30 protein-coding genes are annotated in these 26,314 nt (G+C 43.3%); 20 read left to right on the top strand and 10 right to left on the bottom strand.

The window, feature by feature from the left end:
- Positions 1-389 precede the first annotated feature (389 nt).
- Positions 390-1,826, bottom strand: a complete 1,437-nt coding sequence (locus IQ276_RS26265; protein WP_235115987.1) for a carotenoid oxygenase family protein — start codon at positions 1,824-1,826, stop codon at positions 390-392.
- Positions 1,827-2,068: 242 nt separating this feature from the next.
- Here IQ276_RS26265 and IQ276_RS26260 point away from each other — a divergent pair, with 242 nt between their 5' ends.
- Positions 2,069-2,509 carry a globin domain-containing protein gene (locus IQ276_RS26260; protein WP_193922447.1) on the top strand — a complete coding sequence of 147 codons (441 nt, stop codon included), beginning with the start codon at positions 2,069-2,071 and terminating at the stop codon, positions 2,507-2,509.
- 174 nt (positions 2,510-2,683) lie between these two features.
- On the top strand, positions 2,684-3,454 hold the full coding sequence (locus IQ276_RS26255) for a thioesterase II family protein (protein WP_193922449.1): 771 nt from the start codon (positions 2,684-2,686) through the stop codon (positions 3,452-3,454).
- Between the two features lie 100 nt (positions 3,455-3,554).
- On the opposite strand, the gene IQ276_RS26250 is transcribed toward IQ276_RS26255, so the two are convergent.
- Both IQ276_RS26250 and IQ276_RS26245 read right to left on the bottom strand, forming a co-directional pair.
- Positions 3,555-3,959 carry an ExbD/TolR family protein gene (locus IQ276_RS26250; protein ID WP_193922451.1) on the bottom strand — a complete coding sequence of 135 codons (405 nt, stop codon included), beginning with the start codon at positions 3,957-3,959 and terminating at the stop codon, positions 3,555-3,557.
- Positions 3,943-4,596, bottom strand: coding sequence for a MotA/TolQ/ExbB proton channel family protein (locus IQ276_RS26245; protein WP_193922453.1), 654 nt, complete (start codon positions 4,594-4,596; stop codon positions 3,943-3,945). Before IQ276_RS26245 ends, IQ276_RS26250 begins: the two co-directional genes overlap by 17 nt.
- Before the next feature lie 363 nt (positions 4,597-4,959).
- Between IQ276_RS26245 and IQ276_RS26240 the strand changes: the two genes are divergently transcribed.
- The 5 genes from IQ276_RS26240 (at position 4,960) to IQ276_RS26220 (ending at position 11,419) form a co-directional block, all read left to right on the top strand.
- Positions 4,960-6,435, top strand: coding sequence for a TonB family protein (locus tag IQ276_RS26240; RefSeq protein WP_235115986.1), 1,476 nt, complete (start codon positions 4,960-4,962; stop codon positions 6,433-6,435).
- Between the two features lie 356 nt (positions 6,436-6,791).
- Complete coding sequence (locus IQ276_RS26235) at positions 6,792-7,286, top strand: Hsp20/alpha crystallin family protein (RefSeq protein WP_190882828.1); 495 nt, start codon at positions 6,792-6,794, stop codon at positions 7,284-7,286.
- 185 nt (positions 7,287-7,471) lie between these two features.
- Positions 7,472-9,352 (top strand): molecular chaperone DnaK, encoded by a 1,881-nt coding sequence (gene dnaK / locus IQ276_RS26230; protein ID WP_193923672.1) that lies wholly within the window; start codon positions 7,472-7,474, stop codon positions 9,350-9,352.
- Between the two features lie 770 nt (positions 9,353-10,122).
- The gene (locus IQ276_RS26225; protein WP_073641437.1) at positions 10,123-10,368 is read left to right on the top strand and encodes a hypothetical protein; all 246 of its coding nucleotides are present in this window, start codon (positions 10,123-10,125) and stop codon (positions 10,366-10,368) included.
- Between the two features lie 10 nt (positions 10,369-10,378).
- Positions 10,379-11,419 carry a hypothetical protein gene (locus IQ276_RS26220; RefSeq protein ID WP_193923663.1) on the top strand — a complete coding sequence of 347 codons (1,041 nt, stop codon included), beginning with the start codon at positions 10,379-10,381 and terminating at the stop codon, positions 11,417-11,419.
- 125 nt (positions 11,420-11,544) lie between these two features.
- On the opposite strand, the gene ilvA is transcribed toward IQ276_RS26220, so the two are convergent.
- Entirely contained in the window at positions 11,545-13,056 is a 1,512-nt protein-coding gene (ilvA, locus tag IQ276_RS26215; RefSeq protein ID WP_235115985.1) for a threonine ammonia-lyase, biosynthetic, read from the bottom strand.
- 434 nt (positions 13,057-13,490) lie between these two features.
- On the opposite strand from ilvA, the gene rbp reads away from it, so the two are divergent.
- The 3 genes from rbp (at position 13,491) to IQ276_RS26200 (ending at position 15,202) form a co-directional block, all read left to right on the top strand.
- A complete protein-coding gene (gene rbp, locus IQ276_RS26210; RefSeq protein WP_190882832.1) occupies positions 13,491-13,799 on the top strand; it encodes an RNA-binding regulator in 309 nt (102 codons plus the stop codon).
- 131 nt (positions 13,800-13,930) lie between these two features.
- On the top strand, positions 13,931-14,119 hold the full coding sequence (rpsU, locus tag IQ276_RS26205; protein WP_190882833.1) for a 30S ribosomal protein S21: 189 nt from the start codon (positions 13,931-13,933) through the stop codon (positions 14,117-14,119).
- Between the two features lie 102 nt (positions 14,120-14,221).
- A complete protein-coding gene (locus tag IQ276_RS26200) occupies positions 14,222-15,202 on the top strand; it encodes an aldo/keto reductase (RefSeq protein WP_193917608.1) in 981 nt (326 codons plus the stop codon).
- Positions 15,203-15,417: 215 nt separating this feature from the next.
- Here the strand turns inward: IQ276_RS26200 and IQ276_RS26195 are convergent, their stop codons facing one another.
- Positions 15,418-15,828 carry a hypothetical protein gene (locus IQ276_RS26195; protein WP_193917606.1) on the bottom strand — a complete coding sequence of 137 codons (411 nt, stop codon included), beginning with the start codon at positions 15,826-15,828 and terminating at the stop codon, positions 15,418-15,420.
- A gap of 535 nt (positions 15,829-16,363) precedes the next feature.
- Positions 16,364-17,593: a tetratricopeptide repeat protein gene (locus tag IQ276_RS26190; RefSeq protein WP_193917604.1), complete on the bottom strand. Its 1,230-nt coding sequence runs from the start codon at positions 17,591-17,593 to the stop codon at positions 16,364-16,366.
- Between the two features lie 239 nt (positions 17,594-17,832).
- Here IQ276_RS26190 and IQ276_RS26185 point away from each other — a divergent pair, with 239 nt between their 5' ends.
- A complete protein-coding gene (locus IQ276_RS26185) occupies positions 17,833-18,423 on the top strand; it encodes a chromophore lyase CpcT/CpeT (protein WP_193917602.1) in 591 nt (196 codons plus the stop codon).
- A gap of 661 nt (positions 18,424-19,084) precedes the next feature.
- Here IQ276_RS26185 and IQ276_RS26180 read toward each other — a convergent pair.
- The 4 genes from IQ276_RS26180 to IQ276_RS26165 all read right to left on the bottom strand — a co-directional run bounded on the left by IQ276_RS26180 (position 19,085) and on the right by IQ276_RS26165 (position 22,606).
- Positions 19,085-21,814 carry a VapE domain-containing protein gene (locus IQ276_RS26180; protein ID WP_235115984.1) on the bottom strand — a complete coding sequence of 910 codons (2,730 nt, stop codon included), beginning with the start codon at positions 21,812-21,814 and terminating at the stop codon, positions 19,085-19,087.
- Positions 21,815-21,931: 117 nt separating this feature from the next.
- Positions 21,932-22,213 carry a hypothetical protein gene (locus IQ276_RS26175; protein ID WP_235115983.1) on the bottom strand — a complete coding sequence of 94 codons (282 nt, stop codon included), beginning with the start codon at positions 22,211-22,213 and terminating at the stop codon, positions 21,932-21,934.
- Entirely contained in the window at positions 22,210-22,458 is a 249-nt protein-coding gene (locus IQ276_RS26170; RefSeq protein WP_193917594.1) for a hypothetical protein, read from the bottom strand. Before IQ276_RS26170 ends, IQ276_RS26175 begins: the two co-directional genes overlap by 4 nt.
- Positions 22,451-22,606 carry a hypothetical protein gene (locus IQ276_RS26165; protein ID WP_193917593.1) on the bottom strand — a complete coding sequence of 52 codons (156 nt, stop codon included), beginning with the start codon at positions 22,604-22,606 and terminating at the stop codon, positions 22,451-22,453. Before IQ276_RS26165 ends, IQ276_RS26170 begins: the two co-directional genes overlap by 8 nt.
- 3 nt (positions 22,607-22,609) lie before the next feature.
- Here IQ276_RS26165 and IQ276_RS26160 point away from each other — a divergent pair, with 3 nt between their 5' ends.
- The 9 genes from IQ276_RS26160 (at position 22,610) to IQ276_RS26120 (ending at position 26,223) form a co-directional block, all read left to right on the top strand.
- Entirely contained in the window at positions 22,610-22,915 is a 306-nt protein-coding gene (locus tag IQ276_RS26160) for a GIY-YIG nuclease family protein (protein WP_193917591.1), read from the top strand.
- The gene (locus tag IQ276_RS26155) at positions 22,912-23,160 is read left to right on the top strand and encodes a hypothetical protein (protein WP_193917589.1); all 249 of its coding nucleotides are present in this window, start codon (positions 22,912-22,914) and stop codon (positions 23,158-23,160) included. The genes IQ276_RS26160 and IQ276_RS26155 overlap by 4 nt, the downstream gene beginning before the upstream one ends.
- A 34-nt stretch (positions 23,161-23,194) precedes the next feature.
- Entirely contained in the window at positions 23,195-23,560 is a 366-nt protein-coding gene (locus IQ276_RS26150) for a hypothetical protein (RefSeq protein WP_193917587.1), read from the top strand.
- Between the two features lie 68 nt (positions 23,561-23,628).
- A complete protein-coding gene (locus tag IQ276_RS26145; protein ID WP_193917585.1) occupies positions 23,629-24,000 on the top strand; it encodes a hypothetical protein in 372 nt (123 codons plus the stop codon).
- A 77-nt stretch (positions 24,001-24,077) separates the two neighbouring features.
- Positions 24,078-24,293: a hypothetical protein gene (locus IQ276_RS26140; RefSeq protein ID WP_193917584.1), complete on the top strand. Its 216-nt coding sequence runs from the start codon at positions 24,078-24,080 to the stop codon at positions 24,291-24,293.
- Positions 24,271-24,471: a hypothetical protein gene (locus tag IQ276_RS26135; protein WP_193917582.1), complete on the top strand. Its 201-nt coding sequence runs from the start codon at positions 24,271-24,273 to the stop codon at positions 24,469-24,471. Before IQ276_RS26140 ends, IQ276_RS26135 begins: the two co-directional genes overlap by 23 nt.
- A 32-nt stretch (positions 24,472-24,503) precedes the next feature.
- Entirely contained in the window at positions 24,504-24,656 is a 153-nt protein-coding gene (locus IQ276_RS26130) for a hypothetical protein (protein WP_190883731.1), read from the top strand.
- Positions 24,646-25,029: a hypothetical protein gene (locus tag IQ276_RS26125; protein WP_235115982.1), complete on the top strand. Its 384-nt coding sequence runs from the start codon at positions 24,646-24,648 to the stop codon at positions 25,027-25,029. Before IQ276_RS26130 ends, IQ276_RS26125 begins: the two co-directional genes overlap by 11 nt.
- 417 nt (positions 25,030-25,446) lie before the next feature.
- Positions 25,447-26,223: a 3'-5' exonuclease gene (locus IQ276_RS26120; RefSeq protein WP_193916762.1), complete on the top strand. Its 777-nt coding sequence runs from the start codon at positions 25,447-25,449 to the stop codon at positions 26,221-26,223.
- Positions 26,224-26,314: the final 91 nt, after the last annotated feature.

The following is a 26,314-nucleotide window of genomic DNA, read 5'->3' as shown; positions in this document are numbered from 1 at the left end:
TCACTCAACGCGTTACCCCACCCTAACCCTCCCCTTATAAAGGGGAGGGAACTGCATTTCTTTTTCCCCCCTTTATAAGGCAGGGCTGTTTCATTCCATTTCAAACAGGATTTGTCAAGATGGTTAGCGAGAAAATTGTAAGTAAGGGTGACGATGAGATGAACATTTAAGCATTGAAATATCAGTAAAATAGTTCATTTTCTGGGCACGCTGGTAACAAAATAACTAATTTTTAATTGCTAGAACCCTTGATTTTTAAAGCTCTTTGGGGAATGAAACAGCCCTGCTTTATAAGGGGGGATTAAGGGGGGTAAAATGCCTGTTATATAAGCATTTGAGCTTAAGTTGACACCTATGAACATGTTGTATCCCTACAATTATCTTTACTTTTACGCTGGGTTCCAAGTACCGTGGAAACTGTGAGGAATCACGCTGGGTAATCCTAGTTTACAAACTGGTTCTGCATCTAAGCGATCGCTATCAAATATCCAAACTTCACTACTATGAGAATTACCATCGTAAACCACGATTAACACCCAACCTTGTTCAGGGTTTTGACTATCTTGGGCGTGGATGGGTTCTGAAGAATAAAGATTTTCTCCTAAATCTACTTCCGTGAGGGTTTCAGTTTTGTAGTCAAAACGAGCGATCGCACTTAACCATTCTTTACCTGTCTTAATTCTTTCTGGGCGCAAAGCTACATAAGTATAACGCCAAGGTTGTCCGACTTGCGATCGCTGCACTACAGGAAACTCACAAACGCGGTTGATAACTTCTTGTGTTGCTGTCACTTTAGCAGTTTGAGGATTGAGATGCACTTGCCATAATGTTCCTTGAGAAACTGTGTGCGTCTCACCAGTTGCAAATTCTCTGAGATATTCATTAGTTTGTTGAAAATCTGAATATCGCACCACATCCAAAATCACCGAACCGTCTTGATTTTCACAAGCATTACCAAAATGCCAATGAAACCAAGGATCGGTTTCGCCACGACTCACTAAAGATAAGTTTTCTCTGTCAAATATTAACACCTGAGTTCCTAACTGAGGTTCCCAGGAAAGAGATTCACTGAAGGTAGTTAAACCTACTAAAAATGATAGTGTTTTCATCCGCATCGGTGGCACGAAAAACACCAGATATTTTTGAGTTAAAACAAAATCATGTATTATTGAATAGCGGTCTAGTTTGAAAGCAGATTTTTGTATAATTTTGCCAGAGGCGTCGCTTTTGTAGAGATTCAGTTGTACAAAACTTCCTAAACTGATGCCAAAATTAAAAATTTCCCCTGTGTGTGGATCGCGCTTATAATGAGCAGAATAAGGTAATCCATTATCCAAACCACCTAAATCATCTAATCCCTTTGTTTCTAGAGTTTGCAAATCAAGGGCATAAGGTCCAGTTGCTTCCCACAAAGCTAATAGTTTATCGGGTAAAGCCAATACTGAAGTATTAGCTGCATTCTTGACTTGCTGATTCCAGCGCTTCCAAATCGGCCCCGCCGTGTGCATACCATAAACACCATAAAGGAATTTATCTGCTTTAGTTTCAGCTTGATATTCTGCTGTTTGCACATAGCGATAAACTCCCGTCACTCCTGCATCGGTGAAATGGACGCCGAGAATCGCCCCATCTCCATCAAACCAGTGTCCCACACGCACACCACCGCGTTCTAGCCGCGCTGGGCCATTGCGGTAAAGACTACCACGCAAGCCATTTGGGACTTTACCAGAGAGAATTGGCAATTGGGTAGGGGGAAATTCTGTAGCTGGTTTGGCGATCGCACCTGCCCAAGCTCTTTTTGTTGACTTTTTATTAACTGTGTGCATATTCAATTAATATCTGATAAATTATTGATTTACACAGATGCATTCTACATTGTTGTGTATTGGTGTGTTATGGCTTTAGCCTAACGCACCCTAGTAACTCCTGAATTCTGTTAGCGTAGCGGGGCGTAGCCCATTCTGACTTCTGACTCCGGAATTCTGCTGTATATGAGCTTGCTCATAGTAACTGCTAGAAATAACCACTAAATTGAAGTCAATCAATATTCTAAAAGGTTGAAAAAACTATGATTAGCCAACAAACAATAGATATCGTTAAATCTACAGCACCAGTCTTGAAAAAAAACGGTCAGCAAATCACGACTCGGATGTATGAAATTATGTTTCAAAACCATCCAGAAGTCAGAGAACAATTTAACATGTCTGCTCAAGCAGACGGTTCTCAGCCTGCGAGATTAGCTACAGCAGTTTATAGTTATGCTAACCAAATTGATAATTTGCCTGCTTTAAAATCGATGGTAGAAAATATTGCCCATCGTCACGTGCAGACTCATGTTACACCAGAACAATATCCTATTGTTGGAGAAAGTTTACTGCAAGCGATGAAAGATGTTTTGCAAGAAGCAGCTACAGAAGAAGTGATGGCGGCTTGGACTGAAGCTTATCAGGCATTATCTCAGGTTTTCATCAACAGAGAACATGACATATATCTAGAAGAAGAAAAATAACAGTTTGTCCATTCTTAAATACAAGACTTTGCGTCATCACAAGTGCAAGGTAGGGTACCACAGCTGTGCTACCCTACAAATTTATCAGAAAAATGGGTTTTAAACCCATTTTTCTGATAAACCAGATTCCCACAATTAACTACAAAGGGTAAAACAGCTAATACAAGTTCTATCATGACAACTAAACCAACCTTGAATTCTTGGATTAACTGTCCCCAACCAAATCCCCAAGCAAATCTGCGTTTATTCTGCTTCTCCTACGCTGGTGGTAGCTCCATGATTTTTCGCACATGGTCTAATAGCCTACCTCGTAATGTCGAAGTTTGTGCTGTGGAATATCCTGGACGGGGAAAACAGATAAATTTACCACCTTACACGCGGTTAGAAGCTCTTGTAAAAGCGATCGCTCCAGTTCTTCTACCATATTTAGACAAACCATTCGCCTTCTTCGGTCACAGCATGGGCGGATTAATTAGCTTCGAGTTAACTCGTCTACTGCGCTTAGAGTATAATCTTAAACCGTTTCACCTTTTCATATCTGCTCGCCGCGCCCCACAAATCCCACGTACAAAACCACCCTTGCACGTCTTACCAGATCCGGAGTTACTCGAAGAACTACGCACTCTCAACGGTACACCCAAAGCAGTACTAGAAAATCCAGAACTGATGGAAATCTTCCTCCCTGTTTTGCGGGCAGATTTTGCAGTTCTAGAAACTTATATTTATACTCCACAACAGCCTCTAGACTGTCCCATTAGTATATTTGGTGGTTGGCAAGACAAAGAAGTTAGCCATGAATCTCTGCAAGCATGGCGAGAGCAGGCGATGTCTACTTTCTCTTTACAAATGCTTGACGGTGATCACTTTTTTATACACTCTCATCAAAATTCATTACTTAAACTTATATCTCAAGAATTGCAAATACCCAGGCGTAATGCGTCGTAAATATCGCACAGGTAATCATTAAGAGTTAGGAGTTAGGAGTTGGGAGTTAGAAGTCAGAAGTGAAAAACTATCTCCCTCATCTCCCTCATCCCCCCTTTTCCTATTGTCTTTGAGTGGCGATCGCTAATTTTGCCCCCGGAACCTCACGTACCCGATCCATCACAGCCACTACTTTACCGTGACCAACTTTTTCATCAGCATTAATAATCACTAACATTTCTGAGTTAGAACCAATTAAAGTCCGTACTTGCTGTGTCAAATCATCAACTGCAACTGGTTTGCGGTTCAGGCTTACTACTCCTTGTTCATCTACTGTGATGGTAATTTTGGAGGGGACTTGTTGTTGTTTTGCTGTGGCTGCCTTCGGTAAATTTACAGGCAAACCTTCTGAACGTGTTAAAAACAAAGTTGACATGATAAAAAATGTCAAAATTGCAAAAATCACGTCAATCATCGGGACAATATTAATCTGTGCTGGGATGTCTGGTTCATCTTGTAGACGCATAAGCTTTTTCTCCTCGTTCATAGCGACGGCGGTAGAGTAATTCTAGTTGTCCCCCATACTCCTGAATTAGCGCGATTTGCCGCTGGTACAATCCCCGGAAGGTATTGGCAAACATGAGTATGAATATGGCAACAATCAATCCTGATGCTGTAGATACAAGAGCCTCACTAATCCCGGCGGTAACACTTGCGGTTTTGCTACCTCCCACGTCACCAAGATTTAGGGAGGCAAAGGAAGTTATCAATCCTAATACTGTGCCCAGAAGACCCAAAAGTGGTGCCAGACTAATGATTGTCTCGAACATGTTTTGGAAACGTTTTAACACAGGTATCTCAGCTTGCGCTTCACTTTCCAATGCCAAACGAAATTCCTCTGGATTTGGCTCCTCTAATTCTAAAGCTGCAAGAAAAATCCGGGCGAGTGGCAAATCTGCGTTTTTCTGAAGTTTATCCATTGCACCGACAACATTATCGAGGCGATAAAGATTCAACACATCCCGTACCACACGGCTTTGACGCTGATTGATCCTTACCCAAAACCTGATACGCTCGATGATCAGTGCCACACCCAATACTGAAAATCCCAGCAGCGGCCACATGACCACACCGCCTGCTACAAACAAATTCTGAATACCCATCTTCTCTAAACGTCATCAACAACACACAGTAAGACTAGCAGAATCTAGAGAAAAGTTGAAACTTTTTCTCAATAAAATTTAAAATATAATGATAATTTTTTCAAATGTAATCATGATGATTTTGATTTACTTTATGTGCTGCTTGTGTAAGTCCCGTACATAAATTTGCTCACTTTACATAAATTAATTTTATCAAAACAAAAATTTATTTTGTTTATAAATCGTGATATTGATAGTTTTCCAAGATGTTTTGGCTAATGTCGGGTTACATAAAACTACCTCAAATAATTTTAATTTTTTGCTTGATATTTGTAACCGTGCATTCTAAGATGACTAAATTAGTGAGAATAGGTAGCAATAGCTATGAGCTTTTCCGGTATTACTGTCAAGCAACGTTCCAAAGAAGTTGAGGCTCTCAAGTCTTTTCTGGCTTACAGTCTGATAGGCTCACTGGCGCTGCATTTGGGCGTATTGTCTTCAGGCGTAAGTAATTATTTGACAAGAATGCCTGAAGAGAACGATCGACCAATAGAGGTGGCGATCGTTGATGCTCCGACTGCCGAACCAGAAAAACCACTTGAAGAAATTCCAGAAGAAATCAAAAAAGAACCAGAAATTGTACAAAAACAGTCTATAGAAACTCCGCCAGCAGAAAAAGTTGAGCAGGAATTTGAACAGATTACGGCAGTTGCCCAGAAGCCACAGCCGACAAATACGCCGCCAAAAGCAATCCCTACCAAGCCAGAAGCTCCTGTGAAATCTGCACCCATTCCAGCTTCGCCTCTATCCGGAGGCGGTGGTGGCGGTGGTGGTGGTGGTGGCGGCTCAGGTGTTGGTTTAGGCTCAGGTAGTGGTATTGCTGTAGGTACAAGCAGCGGTACTGGCACTGGCGGAGGAACTGGCACTGGCACTGGCGGTGGTGTTGGCAGTGGAACTGGCACTGGCACTGGTAGCGGCATTGGTAGTGGCACTGGCAGTGGCACTGGCAGTGGAATTGGTAGTGGCACTGGCAGTGGAATTGGTAGCGGCACTGGTAGCGGCACTGGTAGCGGCACTGGCAGTGGAATTGGCAATCAAACAGGAAACCGTCCGGTAGCAGTAGCGCCAACAGTCCCAACACCTCCAAAAATTAACACTTCAGGTAATGGTAATGGTCGTGCAGCCTGCCGCGAATGCAATGCCAAGTATCCTGAGGCAGCAAGACGGCGAGGGGTAGAAGGGAGAGTAGAAGTAGCTGTTGATACTGATGCACAAGGTAATGTTACTAACGTGCGGATTGCTCGCTCCAGTGGAAACCGCGATTTGGATCAAGAAACCTTGAGACAAGCGCGTGACTGGAAATTAAAACCCGCAGAAGGAGGCAGACAAGGAGTATCCATCGCCACTGAATTTGCCATAAAAGGTTCACAGCGACACCGCCAAGTTCAAGAACGGAATAGACAAAGACAAGCAGAACAAAGAACCCAACAGGCAGCATCCAACTCCAATACCACAGAAGGAACTTCAAGACGCAGGCGGCGAGAGTTTACACCATCTAATGAAGCTACAGCCACAAGACCGACAGAATCGGGATTTAGTCGCCGCCTACGTCGTCAGAGAGTCGAAAATACTGCCACAAGTTCATCATCCCAAACAAGGACAAGTAGCTCTCAAGGAAGTGCAAGAGAGTCTCTACGCCGCATTCGTAGTCAACGAGCGGGTAGTAATTCATCACAAAAACCACAAGCAAGCACAAATCGACGGAGGCGAAGAGAAAGCACAAGCCAAAACAAATTGCGGGAATCTTTGCGCCGTTTACGCCAACCTCAATCGCAACCCGCTGCACCAAGTCAGCAGTAGAGCTACAAAACTGACTGCGATATAAAATGGTTTTGTCAATTAGTTGTTAGTTGTCATTGATTCAGTGTTTTTCTGATTCCCATTGACTACTAACAACTTTTTATTTTGTGTTGCTGATGGGTAAATCCGATTTTTTGTGAACTCTCAAAAGGTACGGTTATTGCGATCGCTCTTGACTATAAAACCGAACCTACTCAAGTTGAATCCCGATCTAGTGTGATAGGTAGGAAGCTTGAGATTGAGCTTAGTGAAATTTGAAGATTGCTCGACAAACGTATTATATCAGGTGTTCGCAAGGTAGAAAGCTTGAGATTGAGCCTCCTAAGACTAGATAGTTCATCTTAGAGGTGATAGTTATGGCACTCATTCGTTGGGACCCATTCCGGGATATTGAACGCTTAGAACCATTCCGGGACAGTGAACGCTGGGAACCATTCCGAGAAATTGACACCTTACAGCGGCAAATGAATCGCTTGTTTGACAGATTAATACCAACCGACGGTGGTGAAAGGACTGGATTCACCTTCATTCCTGCCGTAGAAATAGAAGAAACTGATGATGCAATCAACTTGAGACTAGAAGTACCTGGTTTGGAACCAAAAGATATAAACGTAGAAGCGACTCCCGAATCAATTTCCATTAGCGGTGAGCGCAAGACTGAAACCAGGACTGAAGAAAACGGCGTCACTCGCTCTGAATTTCGTTATGGCAAATTCCATCGCGTAATTCCGTTACCTTCCCAAGTTCAAAACGACAAAGTACGAGCTGAATACAAAAATGGTCTTCTCCACTTAACTTTGCCGAAAGCTGAGTCAGAAAAACGCAAAGCTGTCAAAGTTAACATCGGTTGATTCAACGTTAGGGATTGGGGACTGGGGACTAGGGACTGGGGACTGGGGACTAGGGACTGGGGACTTGATAACGGGTAAACTTTCAATCCCCAATGCCCAATGCCCAATGCCCAATACCCAATCCCCAGTACCCAATCCCCAATCCCCAATCCCTTTTTTCCTCAGGTGCTAAAGAGGAAGGTTATATGGCTAAAGTAGTTGGAATTGATTTAGGAACTACGAACTCTTGTGTTGCCGTGATAGAAGGTGGGCAGCCGATGGTAATTGCTAACGCTGAAGGACAACGCATCACTCCTTCAGTTGTGGCTTATACCAAAACGGGCGAACGCTTGGTGGGTCAAATTGCTAGACGCCAAGCAGTGATGAACCCAGAAAATACCTTTTATTCTGTTAAACGCTTTATTGGGCGCAAATTCGATGAAGTTACCCATGAAGCTACAGAAGTTTCTTACAAAATTTTGCGCGACAGCAACGGTAATGTCAAACTTGACTGTCCCGCAGCCAAAAAACAATTTGCTCCCGAAGAAATTTCTGCCCAAGTCCTGCGGAAGTTAGTTGATGATGCAAGCAAATATTTGGGAGAAAAAGTTACTCAAGCAGTAATTACGGTTCCTGCTTATTTCAATGACTCCCAACGGCAAGCCACCAAAGATGCTGGAAAAATTGCAGGTGTAGAAGTTCTCCGGATTATTAACGAACCTACGGCAGCAGCCTTGGCCTACGGTTTAGATAAAAAGCAGAATGAGACCATTTTGGTCTTTGACCTTGGTGGTGGAACATTTGACGTTTCTATCTTGGAAGTGGGTGAGGGAGTATTTGAAGTCAAATCTACCAGCGGTGATACCCACTTGGGTGGTGATGATTTTGATAAAAAGATTGTGGATTGGTTGGCTTTTGAATTTCAACGCAATGAAGGTATTGACTTACGTAAAGATAAGCAAGCCTTACAAAGATTGACAGAAGCAGCCGAAAAAGCCAAAATTGAACTTTCAAGTGCGACTCAAACCAATATCAATCTCCCCTTCATCACTGCCACTCAAGAAGGACCAAAACACCTGGATATGACCCTGACGCGGGCTAAATTTGAAGAGATGACTTCGGATCTCCTAGACCGCTGTCGCAAGCCAGTAAAACAAGCACTGGAAGACGCCAAATTTACCAACGCCGAAATTGATGAAGTTGTATTAGTCGGTGGTTCCACTCGTATTCCCGCTGTTCAAGACTTGGTGCAGCGGATGACGGGGAAAGAACCTAATCAAGGCGTCAACCCTGATGAAGTTGTAGCCGTTGGTGCAGCTATTCAAGCAGGTGTCTTAGCAGGTGAAGTTAAAGATATTCTCTTGCTGGATGTTACGCCTTTGTCTTTGGGTGTGGAAACCCTTGGCGGCGTAATGACTAAGATTATTACCCGCAACACTACTATCCCTGTGAAAAAATCGGAAATTTTCTCGACGGCAGCAGATGGTCAAACAAATGTAGAAATTCACGTTCTCCAAGGTGAGCGGGAATTAGCCACACATAACAAGAGTTTGGGTACATTCCGCCTTGATGGCATTCCACCAGCACCTAGAGGTGTACCGCAAATCGAAGTTACCTTCGATATTGATGCCAATGGTATTCTTTCAGTCACAGCCCAAGACCGAGCTACGGGTAAACAGCAGTCGATTTCTATTACAGGTGCTTCTACCCTTGATAAGCGGGATGTGGAGCGTATGGTAAGCGATGCAGATGCTCACGCTGAAGAAGACCGGAAACGCCGCGAACAAATTGATACCAAGAATCTAGCAGATTCACTAATCTATCAAACCCAGAAACAGCTGCAAGACTTGGGTGACAAGGTGAGTGTAAGCGATCGCTCTCGCATTGAAGCACTAGTAAATGATTTACAACGGGCTATTGACCAAGATGATAGCGATCGCATTAAATCTCTATCTAGCGAGTTACAACAAGCCTTAATGCAAATGGGTAGCGCTGTCTACGCCCAAGCTGCCAGGAACACGAGTGGTGAACAACAAGGCCAGGGCACTGAAGATGTGATTGATGCCGATTTTGTTGATAACAAATAATTTTCTCTCAACTAAATATTCAGGGTTTTACATTTTGGTTATGCCTTAATAAGCGATAATCACCGCTTCTTATTTTTAAAGAGGCGGTTGTTCCTTATACACAAATGGCTTCCTCGATCGATAATCCTCTATCAGAAGGAAGAAGGGTTATAAATAAAATGGGCAATTAAATACACTGCCAATAACTTGATTTGTCAATCTATGTAAATTTGCCTGATGAAACCGACAAAAATCTCCTATGTCTATATCTTTACGAATAAAATTCAGGTGCGAATACTTTGGTAAGATTTCTACAGTCTGTTCAAGCAGCTCCTTTGAGGTCTTTAAGATACTGTTGTGGAAGCCTAGTCTTATCCAACCAAACGAGTCCGTGCTTGCCTTTTCTTGGTGAGATTATCTGAATTATGTAGTACTTGATTTACAACACTGGCATTATTCAGAGGGATTATACTTTAGTTGAAGACCACACATTCTGCATCGCAAGTGCATCACGTCAGGCAAAAGCAGCTAGTTATAGGCAGTAGGAATTGTTTTTCAAATGAAGCACTATAGGAATGGTGATAGTGTTTGCTCATCACCAGGTATATGCTGAAGGGATAGTCAAGGCTAACTCTGAATTTGCTGCTAAGCAATATTCGCACCTTGTCCTTGGCATCAAATTCACTGATTTGAATAAAACTTCTACATAAACACACACTGATGCAGTTTGATTTGCTTGAATAGCTATATTGATAGGACATTGATACGAAGCAAATTGAAGATTCCTTATTATGGCAAGTAAATTCATTGATGTTAGGGAATATACTGTCAGGGCGCACAAAAGAGAGATTCACACTCGTGTTTTCCAGTTTGTCTGTAAAGAGTGTAACGATCTGACAAAACGTGAGACTTATGGACCTCGACCTTTATATTGTGAGAGATGTCGCCCTCCTCAACCGCCGAAGAAATCCCAGCCAGCATCTGTCAAAGCTAAACCCAGACCAATGTCTTACAAAAGTGATACTGATTTAAATTGATTAAAGCGCTATGAATTCAAAGGGACAACTAGAACCACCTCCGGGCACATTTCTCTCGCCACTGTTGGAATTACGAGACTATTATGCTCGCCTTACAGAAGAGTATGAACGCTTATTTGTGCAAGCGCGATCGCAACTCGATCATGTAGAAGCGTTGTTATCTACCTGGTCTTTCTCTGATGGCAACAAGCATATATCAAGACTGAAGGCAGTTGACGAAACCTCCACTTCTTCCCCAGAAGCCTCTCTGCGGTTTTTGTCAGCCCATGATGACATCTCCCAAATCAACTTGGTGGAGTCTATAGAGTCAGAACTAAAAGACTCAGACGACATTGAAATTGATACTTCCTTTGCTGCTGTTGATACAAAAACAAGTCAAACTCGAAGTACATCCCCAGATATACAGGCACTTCCAGAGAACAACGATAACTCAGCTAAGGTGCCGGAAATCCCCATGCTACCCCAGTATCAATCTCTGTCTCGAATGGAAGCCATAAAACAGCTATTGCAAGAACAGGCAGGTACTGTGTGTCATATCGATTTCATTGTGCGATCGCTTTATGGAGAGTTAGATTCTAATCTGTTTAGAGTAGTTAAAGGTAGAGTTCAATCTTCCCTCACCCAAGGCAGAGAAAGAAGCTACTGGGTAATTATTCCCGAAGAACCCGGTTGTTACACTCTGGATTTAAGTTTAGTCGCCCCAAACAATGGCAATGGTGCTTCTAGGAGTATCAAAAACAAAAAGAAGAAACCTTTCGTACCTCCCAAGACAAAAACAGTACCAATGCTCAAAGCTTTTGACGGCCAATTCTTGATTGATGCCCTCACTTCTCTTTTTGAACAAAATCCAGGTAAAGTTTTCACCGTGGCTGAAGTAATCGCCGGAATTTACGGAGAAATAAATTCTCAGGAACTCCGAGAGATCAAAAATAAGGTGCTGAATGAATTATCTAGAGGCTATCGGACAGGGAGATTCTCTAAGGTTCCCGACCAAATCGGGTTGTATACTTGGGACTCCAATATGATATTGCAAGGTAGTTATCGGAATTAGGGATTAGGGACTAGGGATTGGGGACTGGGGATTGGGTATTGGGCATTAGTTATTTCTCCCCTGCCTCCCCTGCCTCCCCTGCTCCCTCATCCCCCAATCCCCAGTCCCCACTCCCCAATCCCCACTTATGCCAAAAACAGCTTGTATGCTGGATTCTTGTTTTCATCCCAATACCGATAACCAAGGGTATCCAGAAATGCTTGCCACTCTTCCATCTCGTGGGGAGGAACCTGGATACCAACGACAATTCGTCCGTAGTCTGCTCCATTGTTGCGGTAGTGAAAAAGACTGATATTCCAATTCGGACTCATGGAACCAACAAACTTCATCAATGCACCGGGACGTTCTGGAAACTCAAAACGGTAGAGCAATTCATTGTGAGCAAGGGGAGAGTGCCCACCCACCATGTGCCGTAGATGTAGTTTAGTAAGTTCGTCGTCTGTTAAATCCAGGGTTTCAAATCCTTGAGCTTCAAAGGTTTCTACCATCTTTGAAGCATCAGCACGGTTTTGAATTTGCACACCGACAAAAATATGGGCTGTTTTGGCATCGGCAATGCGATAATTAAACTCGGTGAGATTGCGTTTGCCAATACATTCACAAAACTGGCGAATACTTCCTCGTTCTTCAGGAATTGTGACTGCAAAGATAGCTTCGCGGCGTTCGCCAAACTCTGCCCGTTCTGCGACGAAACGGAGGCGATCGAAGTTCATGTTTGCACCGCAAGCTACAGCAATTAAAGTTTGTCCTGTGATTTGTTCTCGTTCTGCGTAGGCTTTGGCAGCTGCGATCGCCAATGCACCTGCTGGTTCTAAAATCGATCGTGTATCCTCAAACACGTCTTTAATCGCCGCACAAGTATCATCCGTATCCACTAAAATAATCTCATCTACATACTGCTGACACAAACGGAAGGTTTCTTCACCTACTTCCCGCACCGCTACCCCATCAGCAAATAACCCCACTTGGGATAAACGCACCCGATGTCCGGCTTTCAAGGACTGAGACATGGCATCGGCATCTACTGGCTCAACACCAATCACTTTAATTTCGGGACGCAACCGTTTCACATAAGCTCCAATCCCAGAAATTAATCCGCCCCCGCCAATGGCTACAAAAATCGCATGGATCGGTTGCTGATATTGCCGTAAAATTTCCATACCGATTGTTCCCTGTCCAGCAATGACATGGGGATCGTCAAAGGGATGAATAAAAGTTAACCCTTTTTCGGCTTCTAATTGACGGGCATAAGTATAAGCATCATCGTAGGTATTTCCATGTAATACAACTACTCCGCCCCTACTTTTAACTGCATCTACCTTCACTTGGGGTGTGGTTATCGGCATGACGATAATCGCTCTGGTTTCCAAGCGCTGGGCTGCCAGAGCAACTCCCTGAGCATGGTTACCCGCCGATGCTGCGATTACACCCTGTGCCAATATATCTGGCGGCAGTTGTACCATTTTGTTATAGGCACCCCGCAATTTAAAGGAAAATACTGACTGCATATCCTCACGTTTTAGCAGGAGTTGATTATTCAGCCGTGCAGACAGATTTGGGGCATACTCTAGTGGTGTTTCCTGAGCAACATCATACACACGGGCTGTCAGGATTTGAATGAGGTAGTCACAATACATGGGCGTCAGACAACTTTAGATTTTAGATTTTGGATGAAAGGATTTTCGACTGATTCCACGGATAAATCCGCTTGCTGTATATCATCTAGGAATCATTCGTCAACGGGTTAGCAAATACCAGATGGAGATTAATTTTACAGCGATCGTGATGTACCTGTGAGGGTGAGTGGGGAAGATGACGATGATGAAGTGTGGGCAGACAAGGAGAAAACTTCTAATATATCTTTCCCCTTGTCCCGAATTATTGCCCCATTCCCCACTCCCCACTCCCCACTCCCTACTCCCTATGTTGCTTACGAACATTCACCTTTAAATTTGTGTTAAAGTGTCAAAGAAAGATTAAATTCGGTTGTGTAGTTTGTTTTTATATATATTTGTATTACAGACCTATCCGGATATAAATCTCTACACTCCCATGCTTCTGGAGACACTTTATGTCAATTTATGTCGGTAATCTATCCTATGAGGTTAGAGAAGAAGACCTCAGGCAAGTCTTTTCAGAATACGGAACTGTAAAAGAAGTTCAATTGCCTATTGATCGAGAAACAGGCCGGGTAAGAGGTTTTGGCTTTGTACAAATGGAATCAGACGCCCAAGAAGCAGCAGCAATCGAAGCCCTTGATAGCGCTGAGTGGATGGGTCGGAGTTTAAAAGTTAATAAAGCTAAACCTAAGACAGATGGCGGTTCCTCTGGTGGTAGACGAGGAAGTGGCGGTGGTGGTGGATACTCCCGACGCTATTAAGGTCTAGAACCAAGAATTTAACTCTAAGGTCTTGAGGGCAGACAAGGCGTCTGCTTTTTTTTGTGCTTCCGTTGAACAAGGTGCTTACCACTTACGCACACTCATGAAACAAATCTTAGTAGGAATAGACTATGACGCAAATAATCGTAGGCGAAAATGAAGGTATCGAATCAGCCTTACGTAGATTTAAGCGAGAAGTGTCTAAGGCAGGAATTTTTCCAGATATCAGAAAGCACCGCCACTTTGAAACACCCCTACAAAAACGCAAACGCAAAGCGATCGCTAAGCATAAACAGCGTAAGAGAAGTTTTCACAATTAATTATAAGTCTGTGCGATCGCTTTTTCAATAGGTTGGGATGTGTTTTAGCTTAGTTCCAATGAATTGCCTGATAATTATTAAGGCAATCTACAGACAGCAAAGATGCAGACTCTGCAAAAACTCTCCCTGCCAAATATGGGCTGTGGAACCTGGGCTTGGGGCAACCAATTGCTTTGGGGATATGACGAAAGCATGGATGACCAGTTGAAAGCCGTCTTCAACCTTTGTGTAAGTAACGGTGTGACTTTATTTGATACAGGTGATTCTTACGGAACTGGGAGATTGAATGGTCGAAGTGAGCTACTTTTAGGACAATTCAACCGAGAATATGTAGGTTCCAATCAAGAAAATATTTGTATTGCTACTAAGCTTGCTGCTTACCCCTGGAGATGGACACGCCAATCAATGGTAAGGGCTTGCCAATCATCTGCTCAACGTCTGGGAAAAAATGTTGATTTAGTACAAATGCATTGGTCTACAGCCAACTATGCTCCCTGGCAAGAAGGGGGGTTGTTGGATGGTTTGGCTGATGTCTATGAGCAAGGGTTGGTTAAGGGAGTAGGACTATCCAATTACGGTCCGAAACGGCTCAAACAAGTGCAGAAAAAGTTTGCCCAGCGAGGCGTTCCCATCACTACTCTGCAAGTTCAATATTCTTTGCTGTCTACATATCCTGTTACCCAACTCGAACTTAAAGATGTTTGTGATGAGTTGGGAATCAAATTGATTGCTTACAGTCCTTTGGCTTTGGGGCTACTGACTGGAAAATACTCTGTTGGAGGTTATTTTCCCAAAGGTATACGAGGTCTGCTGTTTAGACAGATTTTACCAGGAGTGCGATCGCTTTTAGCATGTTTGCAAGAAGTGGCACTGTCCAGAAACAAAACTATGTCACAGGTAGCAATTAACTGGTGCATCTGTAAAGGAACCATTCCCATCCCTGGAGCAAAGACTCTGGAACAAGCCAGGGAAAATATTGGTGCGTTGGGTTGGCAATTAGACGCTGGTGAAATTGCAGAGTTAGATAAAGCAGCGGCGAGTACAGACAAAAAAATGGTGCAAAATATTTTTCAGACTAAGTGAAGTTTTTGGACATTAAAAAGACCTAAATCCAGAATTTATGTCCTAATATTTGAGCTAAAAAACTTGATTTTTTAGTTGAACTAAGAAAGAATGAATATTGAGTCTAACATCTTGTAGACACTCTTGGTGACAACTTAACCTTATCCAATGTCCACAGTCCGCGAAAGCGGACTTTTTGTATGTAACTTCAAATTTTAATAAGAAGTCATGAGCTATTATTGCTCAATTATTTGCGTATTTTGGGTATTGCTAGTCGATACTTCATTCTTACTAGCTTGTAAACGACTGACTAAGCTTCTCCGGACACGAACGCTTTTACGAACACCACCCGCCATCTCATATTCATGGCTGTCTTTGCCGTACTTAAATGCAACTCCAATGAGCATTTTTTCCATTAGATCGTTCAAAGTTTTATCTAACTCTTTCATCTCATATTTGTAAGAGTCAAGTAAACTCAGAGCGCTATTATAAGCATTTATTTTGCTACGGTACTGCTCAACTAATTGTGTGAGATTTGGCAAGTTACGATCATCCCCAAAATCAATGTTTGTATCAATTGCTTTGAGTCCAGAGATTCTCAATTCAGCTTTTCGTAGAGCGCGATATGTAAGTTTTTTACGAGTCATAGTTATGTTTTTTGTATCGTGTTTTATACAACTCCTATTTGATTTTTAAAGAAGGTAGGTAAAACTTGAAAAGGCTAATTCCGTATTGCCTAACAGACGTGATTAATTGCGTCTCTACTACCTATGCAAATAAGTTCAAAAATCAAAGTGGATTCCTATAAAACTAGCTTGCCTTACTAAAGTTTCATTTTGGTTGAGTAAAATCCACGAAAATTAGTCTTAAGTTTAACCATTGTCTCAGCAATATTAACTAAAATCGTCAAACTGTAACGAAAATTCTGAGGTTTGTAACAAAAATTGTTGTTTTGGTCACTAAGCTTGTTATTTTAGTAACAAAATTGGAATAAATATTAATAACAGCGTTTGTTTGTGAAGCAGAATTGAGAACAAAAGCAGTGTGGTAATAATAAGGTAAAGGCAGTATATGATACTTGAGACTGCGGCGATCGCTTTTTCTCATCAACACAAATAAATGCGTAGGCGTAGCCCGTCGTAGACATCGCCTACAATAGAGTAAGCTAATCGCAGATATCAGTTACAAATTTGCTTTCGGTAGTTTTTTAATTTGCTCAGTAAAGTATGCTTCTTGATGTTTGAGTTGTTGGGCCAGTTCTAACCCTTTTTGAAAAGCTGTTAGTGCTTGAGGATATTCTTTGCGTTCTAAATACAATTGTCCAATTTGATCGTAAGCTTGCATCACGGTGTAAAAGTTGGCGGCCTGCGTTTGTGTATCTATGAGAATTTGGCTAGCCTCTAAAGCCTCATCTATTTGTCCTTGAGAACGATACAGCGCAATTAACTTCTGCAAAGCTTCACCAGCACGAACATATTCCTGTAATTGCCAAGCAGTTGTATAAGCTTCTTGATAATTTTTAAAAGCCTCTAGCAGTAAATTAGGATCTGTCTTACCCAGAGATTCGTAATCTGAGGCGATGGCCAGCTTTAATTCTGGTATTTTAATCAGATTATTTTCATTAGTGTAAATTTCTGCAAGTTTGTTAAGTACATTTAATGACTGCTGGTGTTGTTCTGTCTGTTCGTAAATCTCAGCTAATTTTTGCAGATATGTTACCTCGTTTGCAGATTCCCCTTGGGAAGTATCTAAACTCAACAATTCCTCGTAGATTGGCGCAGCTTGGCGATAATCAAACCAACTTAGATGCAGTTCTCCAATTGTCTTGAGAGTTTCTACTAATGCTGCGGTATCTTTTTGTTGTCGGACTGCTAGCAAAACTTGGTTATAAGCTTCTACAGCTGGTTTAGGCGATCGCAGATTTTGGTAAGCTTGACCTAGCGATCGCCATAGTTCTAAATCAATTTCGCTAGATTTTTTCTGTTGTTGGGTTTGTTTTTGGATTGCTTGCAATCGTTGACTAATATATATTACTTCTTGGCGTTCATTTCGATTCCAAGCGATCGCACCGACTCGTGATAATGCTTGCACCTCTGCTAATGAACCCAAAAAGCGCCGCAAGCGGAGTTCTCGGTTCCAAATTTCAAACGCCCCCACCTGATCCCCTGCTTGGAGTTTCGCCGCAGCTTCTTGGTTTAACTCATCTAATGCTGGTTCTAAATTTTGCTGTTCTTCGGGACTTAACGGCTTTTTATCCTTGGGCGATCGTGGTAAAAGTGGATCGGGTGTAGTAAATTCTAGCGGATTAGGAGGAAATTTATCTGGTGGTTTGGGCTTTTGACTCTGTGCTAGCGTCAAAGAACTACTAAAAAATATACTGGCAATAACGATAACAATTAATCGCTGTAGCATAGTAACTTTACCTTGTTGCATTGGGAATTGGGCATGGGGCATAGGGCATGGCGAATTGGTATTTATGTTAATTTCCCATAAGTTACGTATTTTCTGCTCTCAACCCTGCCAACTTGTTTGACGCATAAAACATTAACAATTATCCCTATTCCCCACTCCCCACTCCCCATTCCCTATTACCCTTAACAAGGTCTACAATACTTCCAGATAATTTTTAAGCAATTGGTTGATCGTCTGTAATGACTAATTCTACTGATATCGCCACCTTAGCCCGCTGGATGGCAGCTGACTTTAGCAATCAAGAACAAGCTTTTGAAAATCCGCCTTTTTATGCACACATTCGTGTTTGTATCCGTCCTTTACCCTGGGAATTGTTCTCAGGAGTAAGTTTATTTCTCGAACAAGCTTATGATTTTATGCTCAATCAACCCTACCGAATGCGGATCATGAACTTGATTGAAGCAGAAAACCACATTGTCATCGAACACTACACAGTTAAGGAAGAACAAAAATTTTACGGCGCATCCCGTGACCCCGAACGCCTAAAAGTTTTATCTTTAGACCAACTACAAAAAATGTCAGGTTGCAACATGGTTGTAGAGTGGACAGGCCACAGTTTCAAAGGTAGGGTTGAACCCGGTAAAGGCTGTATTGTGGTTCGTGATGGTAAAAATACTTATCTTGACAACGAATTTGAGATTGACGCTAAAGAATTTTTCAGTCTCGACCGGGGAAGGGACTTTGATACCGATGAACGTCTCTGGGGTTCTATAGCTGGGCCATTTCACTTTCTGCGTTGGAATAGTTTTGCTGATGAAGTGAAGGTATGAGGAGTTTAGGAATTAAAACTCATAACTTGCTTAATATAGTGTATGAGTTGCGATGGTGTACCGGCCGGCCCTAGGCATCGCACAGTCATAGTTATGAGACAACCACTAACTAAGTATTTCAAATACATCATTAGGGAGATTAATGATGTATTTGTTGCACTCAGCTAGCGTGTAATTTCTGGCCTAGTCAGAATCCCCAGAGCCTATCCCACTAATAATATTTATGCTGAAAAGCTTAAGCTTGTTGAGAGTTGAAAACGAAAAATCAAGGCTTTTAAGCACATTTTACGAAAAAAAGTAGGGATTTTTAGAATAGTGGGATAGGTTCAAGTAAATCTTCTTCTTTTACGTATTTTCGGAAGTAGGTTTACAGTCCCTACACATTGTAAAGACTAGATTCTAGAGATACTGCTGATTTTGCAACTCAAAAATATACCTGTTTAACCTCGTAGCACGGTTAAACCGGAACTCATGCAAAAATCACCTTTGGACGGCTGAGTATCTGTACTGAACCTATTAAGACAATAAATTATACAAATCTTTAAAAACCATCGGCAGGACAAAACTGGCTAGGGCGAATACGCTGAAACTCTAAGGAGATAAAACTACTTGCAACCGCGATCGCCCCACCGCACCGAAAAGGCGATCGCGTTTTTATTGCCTACATCTCCTCAAACTCTCCAAGCTGAGAGGTGATGACCGTGTTGTTCGGTGTCTTGAATATAAAATGGGTGGCGATTGGGTAATTGGGCACGGTTTTGAGAATGCAATCCTCAACCCACTCATAGTCATCATTTCCAAGAATGCGTACTTTGAACTTGCAGCCTGGATTTTCGATTTTAGAGGCAAAATGTTTTCTTGTTTTCTCCTGCCACTGCCTAACAACACTGCATTCTTTCGCTAAACGGGGATAGAGCTTTTTATCTGGATCTGCCTTGATACTCTTGGTTAATATCTGCCCATCCGGGGTTTGAAATTCAAACCAGATTTTACTCTCCCCTGTTCCAAGGCGGTGATAGGGTTCAGCGCTGACGCTGACCGTTCCAAAATCTGTTTCGATTTTAAAGATTGTTGGCTTGGCTTCAACTATCTGGTAATAACGGCACTTGGCGGGTCGGGTGACAGCGCTGCTATCTCCTGTTGGCTCTGTGGATGTCGCTGTTATTTGCGCTTGTGCAACAAAATTATTTTCAGAAAAGTTTGGTAAAGTAGGCGGATCAAGGCGGATCACGGGCGGATTAATTAGCTCGAAAGTCTCATTATGTAAGGGTTGAGGTGTGATCCGCCTTGCCGGATCACAAGGCGGATCACTTTGTGAATTTTGGGAAAGTGATCCGGGTGATCTGCCTTGATCCGCCTTGTTACCCAAACTTTTTTGATTTTCTAATTCAGTGTCAAGTTCTAAATTCGGGGAAAGTGATCCGGGTGATCCGCCTTGATCCGCCTTGTTACCCAAACTTTTTTGATTTTCTGGTGATGACTTCAGCCGCCAGGCCCAGGGGCGGCTGTTGCCGATTTTTTGTCTGTACTGTTCCCAGCCGTTCGACCGGAGAATAGCTGAAACTCTTTTGGTGTATATCATCTCCTGTCTGCCAAGTTCAATTCCTAGCGCAATTCTCAAAATTTCAGAGGTGGTTGTCTCTCCTTGGTGCCGAGCGTAAGCCAATACTGTGTCTGTCCAGGGGTCAACGGATTGGAAGTCTTTGCTGGCTTCGTTGTGGACTTTCGACTCGGCTGGCGATAACCACCACTGATGCCCTTTCTCGTAAAGGGCATCAGCAGCTGCCCAAATTAAATCGCGTTCTCGGACTAACTGCTCAATATCAATTGGGATGTCGTCTATTACAGGGATAATCCAAAATCGTCGGTTGCCTGTCGGGTCGTTGAGAAGTTCCGTTTCGTTACTCGTTCCAACCAAAACACAGGCGCGGGGATGCTCTTTTACCTCGCGGGCATAGGGAGCGCGGAAAGCATCAACGCTGGAAGACATGAATTTTTTGATGCTGCTGATGTCCTTTCTCTTATACATGTGCTCAATTTCTGGGATTTCTAAACCCCAAAACTGATGCAGTTTCATTAGCTCGTCTCTCTCGTTCGCGTCGCTGAGTTCGTCTGTGAACCAGTCCCGCCCGAACAGTTCCCGCCAAAAGCTGGATTTGTTTATTCCTTGTTCCCCTACCAATATCAAAGCGGTATCAACTTTACACCCAGGACGACGGGCGCGAGCTACGGCTGATATCAGCATTTTTTTTAAGTAAATGTTATGAAGTGGGTCGTTAGTACCAAAGTATTTAGTTGCCAGAGTGTCAAGAATTGAAGTGTCAACTGTGCTGTATCTAGCCGCAACTTCATCTAAGTATTCCACTACTGGATGATAGGCGTTTCGAGATGCAATTTCCTCAATAATTGCCTGTCCATCTCCTATTTGTACATCCATGTCAAACTCTATCGATAGGTATAGCCGTAATCGGTTCAAGTTTACTTTTTGGTCGTTCAATTCAATGATGTTTTTTAGTTGGTTCAACCGGAGATTATCGCCCCATCCATCTTTGATGATTTTGTAGGCACGATAAACTTTTGATGTGCGTTCTTCGTCATCATATTCTGTATCATTTTTACGTTGCTCCTCTAAATCCTTCTTCCACTCTTCAATGGTTGGGGCATCTTCTATTAGTTGCTTAAAAGCTTCTTCTCCCTTAGCAGCAATAAAGTCATCCATGCCTTTGAGTTCAATTGATGGTAATTTAATTACCATAACTTTTGAACCAGTTGCGGTTAAATCTCTCGCTATGTTGATTAAGGATTGCTGAACAGGACGTTTATGCAATATGTCAGCGTCAAAACATAGGTAAAAAGTTCTTCCAAATCCAGCGAAGGCTTCTATCCATGAATGAAGTCTGCCCATCTTTCGACAAGTCGATACACCAGGTATAGATATGGTTGGGATACCGATGGTTAAACCCGTACCTGCTTTCTTGGCTCCTTCGGTAATGATTATGGGAATTGATTTATCTGCGAGGACTTGTTGCCAGAAATACTCTACCCCTGTGTCCAAGAATAAGGGAGAAGCACCATAACCAACGGCTCCCAAATACTTGTTTACTTTTCCATCTTTACCTAATGGGGAGACATCTGGCTTTACTTGTACGCCTTCTAATGTGTTTTCTCCTGTCAGTGGATTTACTCCTGAAACCATCCAACAAGGTACTAAATGCTCAGAGTGTTTTTGTCTGGATTTTGTATTGCGATTCAGAACTTTATCGACTTCTCTAGAGTCATATAAGGTTCGCACGTTCCGTTGTATTATTTTTGACGACACACCACTTAGCTGCCATTCTTCCCAGTGGTGAGATGCGATAGTATCAACTGTTTGAGGAGTAGATAAAGTCATTGTTCTACCCTCCAATCAATGTTAGAATTATTGACATCAAGAAGTGATTCCTTAATCTTTCTTGGAAAGTAATTTTTCATATTTTTCTTTGCTCCAGTTGTCCTTAGCTGGGGTTTTTTATTTGGATGAACGATTGGATCTGAATGCAAGGCACTCGCTTTTAACAGCCGAAATAATCGCCGGATTATTCTCAAATAGTTGGGGCAGCCCTTGCAAAATAGCAGCAGCCATAATGGTCGCTTCATGTCGCTTGAGTTCTGGGTCTAGTGCTTGCAGATAATTCACGAACTCGTGTAGCTGTCCGCAGGCAAGCTCAACAGCATGATTCAGTTCTGGGCTGGCGTAACCGATCGCGTCGGGGAAGATGACCACAGCAGCTTTCATTTCTTCTTCTCTCATGTCCGCCTCACGGAAATTGGCTTTAAGGACTTGATGATGTTGAATTCAGCAAGAACTTTGGTGCAGGTTGCATCCTCTGATTGCTTGCGTCCTGCGGCTTCTGCTAGCTGAGCGGCTAAGGTGTAAGTTAGCTCTAGGGTGGAGACTAGGTGATGGTGGAGTGCGTCCACTGTGCGCTCTAGTCTGTCCAGTCGCTCTTTGGTTGGGTCTTTGTGTTTGGTGGTTGGGGGTTGGGTGTTAGTCATTGGCTGGTGTGTCAGTCAGTTGCAAGAACAACAGAAAATTATCGAGTTCCTCTTCGGTTAGCAGAAGCCTTGAGCGCTTGCCGTAATACTTCATCAAGTGTTCTCGACCTTGGGCTTGTGTCCAGCCCAAATGTATATCAACCGACATCGTATGAGTTACGTGTACCTGCTTCACTTTTCAGAAGCAATAGGAGGAACAAAAGGGAGGGGAAAAGCCCAACACTACCTGGGCTACACCGGACTGAGCCTGAAGAAACGAATTGAAATGCACAACGCCGGAACCGGAGCCAAAATATGCCGAGCCGCCGTAACTAATGGCAGACAACTAAACCTCGTTCGCCACTGGAGCAACGGCACCCGAAGCTTGGAGCGTCAACTCAAACGCCAGCACAACAGCCCCCGGCTGTGCCCAATCTGCAACAAGCGACTAGTGATATTAACTCAGAAGAACCAATGATCAACAAACCTTACTTAGTCCGCGTAAGCGACAACGATATTGTCAATCTTGAAAATGTAACCAGTATTAGGCGCAGAGAGAATCAAGTTTTGATTTTTCTGGCTGGAGAGTCTAATCCGGCAATCATCCTGAACGGAGATGAAGCAAAGGCAATGTGGATTTATTTCTCCTCCCAGATGATGAGCTTCCAGCCCCTGAAAATTACAAATCCGGGGCAGCAGTCCGCCCCGGATACCCCAAATTGAAACGATGTTCTAACTCAACTATTAAAAGCTGATCATGATGAATCTAACCCAACCAGAAGAGATCATCACCTACATTGAGCAAAACTTTAACCGCGCTCAAGCCACTGGGTTGAACTGCCTGATCTTTCTTTCATTGAGAGAGCAAACCTCTGTTGCCTATCAGCATTCGGAATGGGGCTTCGACGACATCCCCGAACACATCGTGGCACAGTGCGATTCTCTCGAAGAAGATGACCTCATTGAACTGGCGACCGAAATTACAACCGGCTTATTAGACGAACTTGTGACCAATTTACGAGAACCAGAAACCGCTCAACCCGTTGCCGTACAAGCAATTGAGCCGAACCTCACACCATCGCTATTGAGCGACTATAGCGACTATTCAACCGCGATCGACTAACCATCGAGCCACTAGTGAGCGACTATCGAGCCACTATCGACTAACTATTGAGGCATTCATGAAGCACTATGACCGAACAACAGATCACAGATCGAGCCACTACAAACGGCAAATCGACCACCAATAAGACCGAAGAACGCGCCAAAAGAACCAGGGAGTGGAAAGAAATGGCAGACGATCCACTCGCTGAAGGGTTCGATCCTCACCAAGCTGACTACGTAGTAGGGAGAACTCAGGTAGGCTTTAACACCTTAGAACCCGGACAACTGTTTTCTCGCTCGAAAACCGGAAAAAGCCTTTATGTCAAACTCAACGACGGTCGGGCAGTTTGCCTTGATACTCGTCAACCGATCGAAGTTAGCCCTACAAGGCGAAAAACGTGGCAGATATGGGTTGTCACGATGTTCAACAGCACCACTGCCAGCAAAGCCGATTTTTAAAGGCGACCGCCCATCTACCAAGAAACGCGATCGCCCAACCGGTTGGCTAATTTCACGAAATTACCCATCAAAATTATATGACCAAGTTCAACCAAAACCTATATGTTGCCTCCCGCGAAGCGCTCATTGAACGCGGTGCGCCCTGGGAGAAAGCCGAAGCCGCATCCTTGGTGGTGGCTAAAGACGACGGCGAAAAGCCCAACTTTGGCAGAACCCCCCAAGACCAGCAAGCAGTAGACGACATTCTCGAATATTTACAAAGGGAAGAAGATGAACAGCAACCTTCCCCCTGACTGGTATCAGACACAGGCAGAACTCGCAGCCCAAGAACTCGACTACGACTTGCATCTAGCTGCCTGCGAGTCGGCAATCAAGGATGGCATCGCCGCCAGCCTTCAACCAATGCCTGAACCAGTGCGGGACAACTCTGTTTACAACTTCAACGCCATCCTTGACGGCTTACTCGACTAACCAACAAGCCCCCAACCACGGGGGCTACATCCATGAATAAAGAACCATCAAAACTAACTTCTGCCTTGGGGGAAGCGATGGGAGCGTTAATTATTTTGCTTTTACTCTTGCCACTGGCGGCATTGAGCTTGAGAGCAACAGTAGATATTGTTCGCGTCAACTGTGAGGTGAATCGTGCCAGATGAACAGCCAAAAATTATAGTTGAGGTTCCAGATCGCGGTTCCTACTCCCCACTCCCCACTCAAGAGTCCAACAAACTGGATGATTTTAAAAAGGGGTGGATAAACGCTCTAGCGCTGCCGGAAATCTCCGGCGGGGGGGATGAGGGGGTGCTAGTGCAACCGTCAGCCATGAACGAGTATGAGCAATTTATCCTTAGCTGGGGACAACAGCACCCAGGTGAAATCTTGAAAGCTGGGACACTCAGCCGAGCTACGCGGTTATTTGACGGTATGCAGCCAGATGAATTGCGGATCATCTTCGCTTCTATGGCTGACAGGGGCTTGGGGGAAGTGGAAGGCAATGGCGATCGACTCGGCTGGAGGTGGTCGCCTTAGCGCCTACAGTCTGCCTAGAGTCTGCCTACACCTTACCAACAATGCTTTACAGGCGAATTCGTTGGCAAGTCTCCAATACTGCGAGTGGGACTGGTGGCGATCGATAATCCATCACCACCCGATCAACAGACCGTCTACAGCGCCTACAATTTTTATACCTCAAAAATTTGGCTGTAGACGGCTGAAATCCTTATAAAACAACCACTTTAACGATTGTAGATAAAATTTTCAAAGCCCAAAAATTGGCATTTTATCGAATGCGAATAATCATTGGGGCACAGGCTAAGGAGTATTTATTTCAGGTACGCGGTTCACTCCAGCCCTTCGAGCATTGAGGCGGGTAGTACCATCCCCTCCTCTGTACCCCACTAAAGTAGAGCCTTGGATCAAACCTTCAAACGACTTTTTTATTAGCCCATGCTTACTAAAATCCTACCAGCATTTAACGAAAAAGCCTATGGGGCAGATCGTTACCAAGCCATGATTGAAGCTCAACAAATAATTGCTTCAAGTTCCACGTTTTTAGATACCGAAACCACAGGATTATCTAACGCTTACTTGGTGGAAATATGCATTCTATCGCATCATGGAAGCTCCTTAATTAATACCCTTATCAAGCCACCAATTCCGATTCCTGAAGAAACCACCAGGATTCACGGTATCACGAATGAAATGGTTGCCAATGCGCCAGAGTTTCCAGGAATTTATCCCCGATTAAAACAAATCCTTGAAGGTCAATCTGTTTGTATTTACAACGCCAGTTTTGATATCGGAATTATCGACAACTGCTGTGATTACTATAAACTGCCAAGAATTGAAATCAAAGCTGACTGCGCCATGAATCTATATGCTGATTATTATGGTGAATGGTCGAGATATTGGGGCAATAATAAATGGCAGAAACTACCTGGTGGAGGGGAACATCGAGCCTACTCTGATGCCAAAGCCTGCTACAAATTAGTTCATGCAATGGCGCAGCCAGAATCATGCCCATACGTAACTCCATCTAGAATCTTCCCGCCAAAGCAACTTTTTATTCATTGGATTCCTTGGCTATCTTTGACTTTACAAGTTGAGCGAAAATATGGTTCTCGCAAGCTGAAAGAATGGTCAATCAAAAAACCAGTATTTAGTTTATCTCCATTAGCCAAAAATGAAACAGACGCAGAAATATTCCAGCAATTCTCATTTTGAAAAAAATAGAGTATTAACCCCGATTTTGGAATTCAAAATATAGTACAAAGTAACTAGTTTTTGAGCCATTGCCTCTGGCTCAAAAAACAGA

This window comes from Desmonostoc muscorum LEGE 12446 (assembly GCF_015207005.2).
Classification (GTDB): domain Bacteria; phylum Cyanobacteriota; class Cyanobacteriia; order Cyanobacteriales; family Nostocaceae; genus Nostoc; species Nostoc muscorum.
Note: the sequence above shows the minus strand (reverse complement) of the source record. Positions and strands in the feature narration are given on the sequence as shown.

Excerpts from the sequence above, each read along its gene's own strand:
- IQ276_RS26150 (WP_193917587.1), top strand. The coding sequence starts at position 23,195 with ATGATGAATCTAACCCAACCAGAAGAGATCATCACCTACATTGAGCAA.
- rpsU (WP_190882833.1), top strand. The coding sequence starts at position 13,931 with ATGACGCAAATAATCGTAGGCGAAAATGAAGGTATCGAATCAGCCTTA.
- IQ276_RS26185 (WP_193917602.1), top strand. The coding sequence starts at position 17,833 with ATGACTAATTCTACTGATATCGCCACCTTAGCCCGCTGGATGGCAGCT.
- IQ276_RS26155 (WP_193917589.1), top strand. The coding sequence starts at position 22,912 with ATGATCAACAAACCTTACTTAGTCCGCGTAAGCGACAACGATATTGTC.
- IQ276_RS26160 (WP_193917591.1), top strand. The coding sequence starts at position 22,610 with ATGAGTTACGTGTACCTGCTTCACTTTTCAGAAGCAATAGGAGGAACA.
- IQ276_RS26175 (WP_235115983.1), bottom strand. The coding sequence starts at position 22,213 with ATGAGAGAAGAAGAAATGAAAGCTGCTGTGGTCATCTTCCCCGACGCG.
- IQ276_RS26225 (WP_073641437.1), top strand. The coding sequence starts at position 10,123 with ATGGCAAGTAAATTCATTGATGTTAGGGAATATACTGTCAGGGCGCAC.
- IQ276_RS26165 (WP_193917593.1), bottom strand. The coding sequence starts at position 22,606 with ATGTCGGTTGATATACATTTGGGCTGGACACAAGCCCAAGGTCGAGAA.
- IQ276_RS26180 (WP_235115984.1), bottom strand. The coding sequence starts at position 21,814 with ATGACTTTATCTACTCCTCAAACAGTTGATACTATCGCATCTCACCAC.
- dnaK (WP_193923672.1), top strand. The coding sequence starts at position 7,472 with ATGGCTAAAGTAGTTGGAATTGATTTAGGAACTACGAACTCTTGTGTT.
- IQ276_RS26190 (WP_193917604.1), bottom strand. The coding sequence starts at position 17,593 with ATGCTACAGCGATTAATTGTTATCGTTATTGCCAGTATATTTTTTAGT.
- IQ276_RS26120 (WP_193916762.1), top strand. The coding sequence starts at position 25,447 with ATGCTTACTAAAATCCTACCAGCATTTAACGAAAAAGCCTATGGGGCA.
- IQ276_RS26235 (WP_190882828.1), top strand. The coding sequence starts at position 6,792 with ATGGCACTCATTCGTTGGGACCCATTCCGGGATATTGAACGCTTAGAA.
- ilvA (WP_235115985.1), bottom strand. The coding sequence starts at position 13,056 with ATGTATTGTGACTACCTCATTCAAATCCTGACAGCCCGTGTGTATGAT.
- IQ276_RS26200 (WP_193917608.1), top strand. The coding sequence starts at position 14,222 with ATGCAGACTCTGCAAAAACTCTCCCTGCCAAATATGGGCTGTGGAACC.
- IQ276_RS26220 (WP_193923663.1), top strand. The coding sequence starts at position 10,379 with ATGAATTCAAAGGGACAACTAGAACCACCTCCGGGCACATTTCTCTCG.
- IQ276_RS26135 (WP_193917582.1), top strand. The coding sequence starts at position 24,271 with ATGAACAGCAACCTTCCCCCTGACTGGTATCAGACACAGGCAGAACTC.
- IQ276_RS26240 (WP_235115986.1), top strand. The coding sequence starts at position 4,960 with ATGAGCTTTTCCGGTATTACTGTCAAGCAACGTTCCAAAGAAGTTGAG.
- IQ276_RS26260 (WP_193922447.1), top strand. The coding sequence starts at position 2,069 with ATGATTAGCCAACAAACAATAGATATCGTTAAATCTACAGCACCAGTC.
- IQ276_RS26130 (WP_190883731.1), top strand. The coding sequence starts at position 24,504 with ATGAATAAAGAACCATCAAAACTAACTTCTGCCTTGGGGGAAGCGATG.
- IQ276_RS26145 (WP_193917585.1), top strand. The coding sequence starts at position 23,629 with ATGACCGAACAACAGATCACAGATCGAGCCACTACAAACGGCAAATCG.
- IQ276_RS26195 (WP_193917606.1), bottom strand. The coding sequence starts at position 15,828 with ATGACTCGTAAAAAACTTACATATCGCGCTCTACGAAAAGCTGAATTG.
- IQ276_RS26250 (WP_193922451.1), bottom strand. The coding sequence starts at position 3,959 with ATGCGTCTACAAGATGAACCAGACATCCCAGCACAGATTAATATTGTC.
- rbp (WP_190882832.1), top strand. The coding sequence starts at position 13,491 with ATGTCAATTTATGTCGGTAATCTATCCTATGAGGTTAGAGAAGAAGAC.
- IQ276_RS26170 (WP_193917594.1), bottom strand. The coding sequence starts at position 22,458 with ATGACTAACACCCAACCCCCAACCACCAAACACAAAGACCCAACCAAA.
- IQ276_RS26265 (WP_235115987.1), bottom strand. The coding sequence starts at position 1,826 with ATGCACACAGTTAATAAAAAGTCAACAAAAAGAGCTTGGGCAGGTGCG.
- IQ276_RS26245 (WP_193922453.1), bottom strand. The coding sequence starts at position 4,596 with ATGGGTATTCAGAATTTGTTTGTAGCAGGCGGTGTGGTCATGTGGCCG.
- IQ276_RS26140 (WP_193917584.1), top strand. The coding sequence starts at position 24,078 with ATGACCAAGTTCAACCAAAACCTATATGTTGCCTCCCGCGAAGCGCTC.
- IQ276_RS26255 (WP_193922449.1), top strand. The coding sequence starts at position 2,684 with ATGACAACTAAACCAACCTTGAATTCTTGGATTAACTGTCCCCAACCA.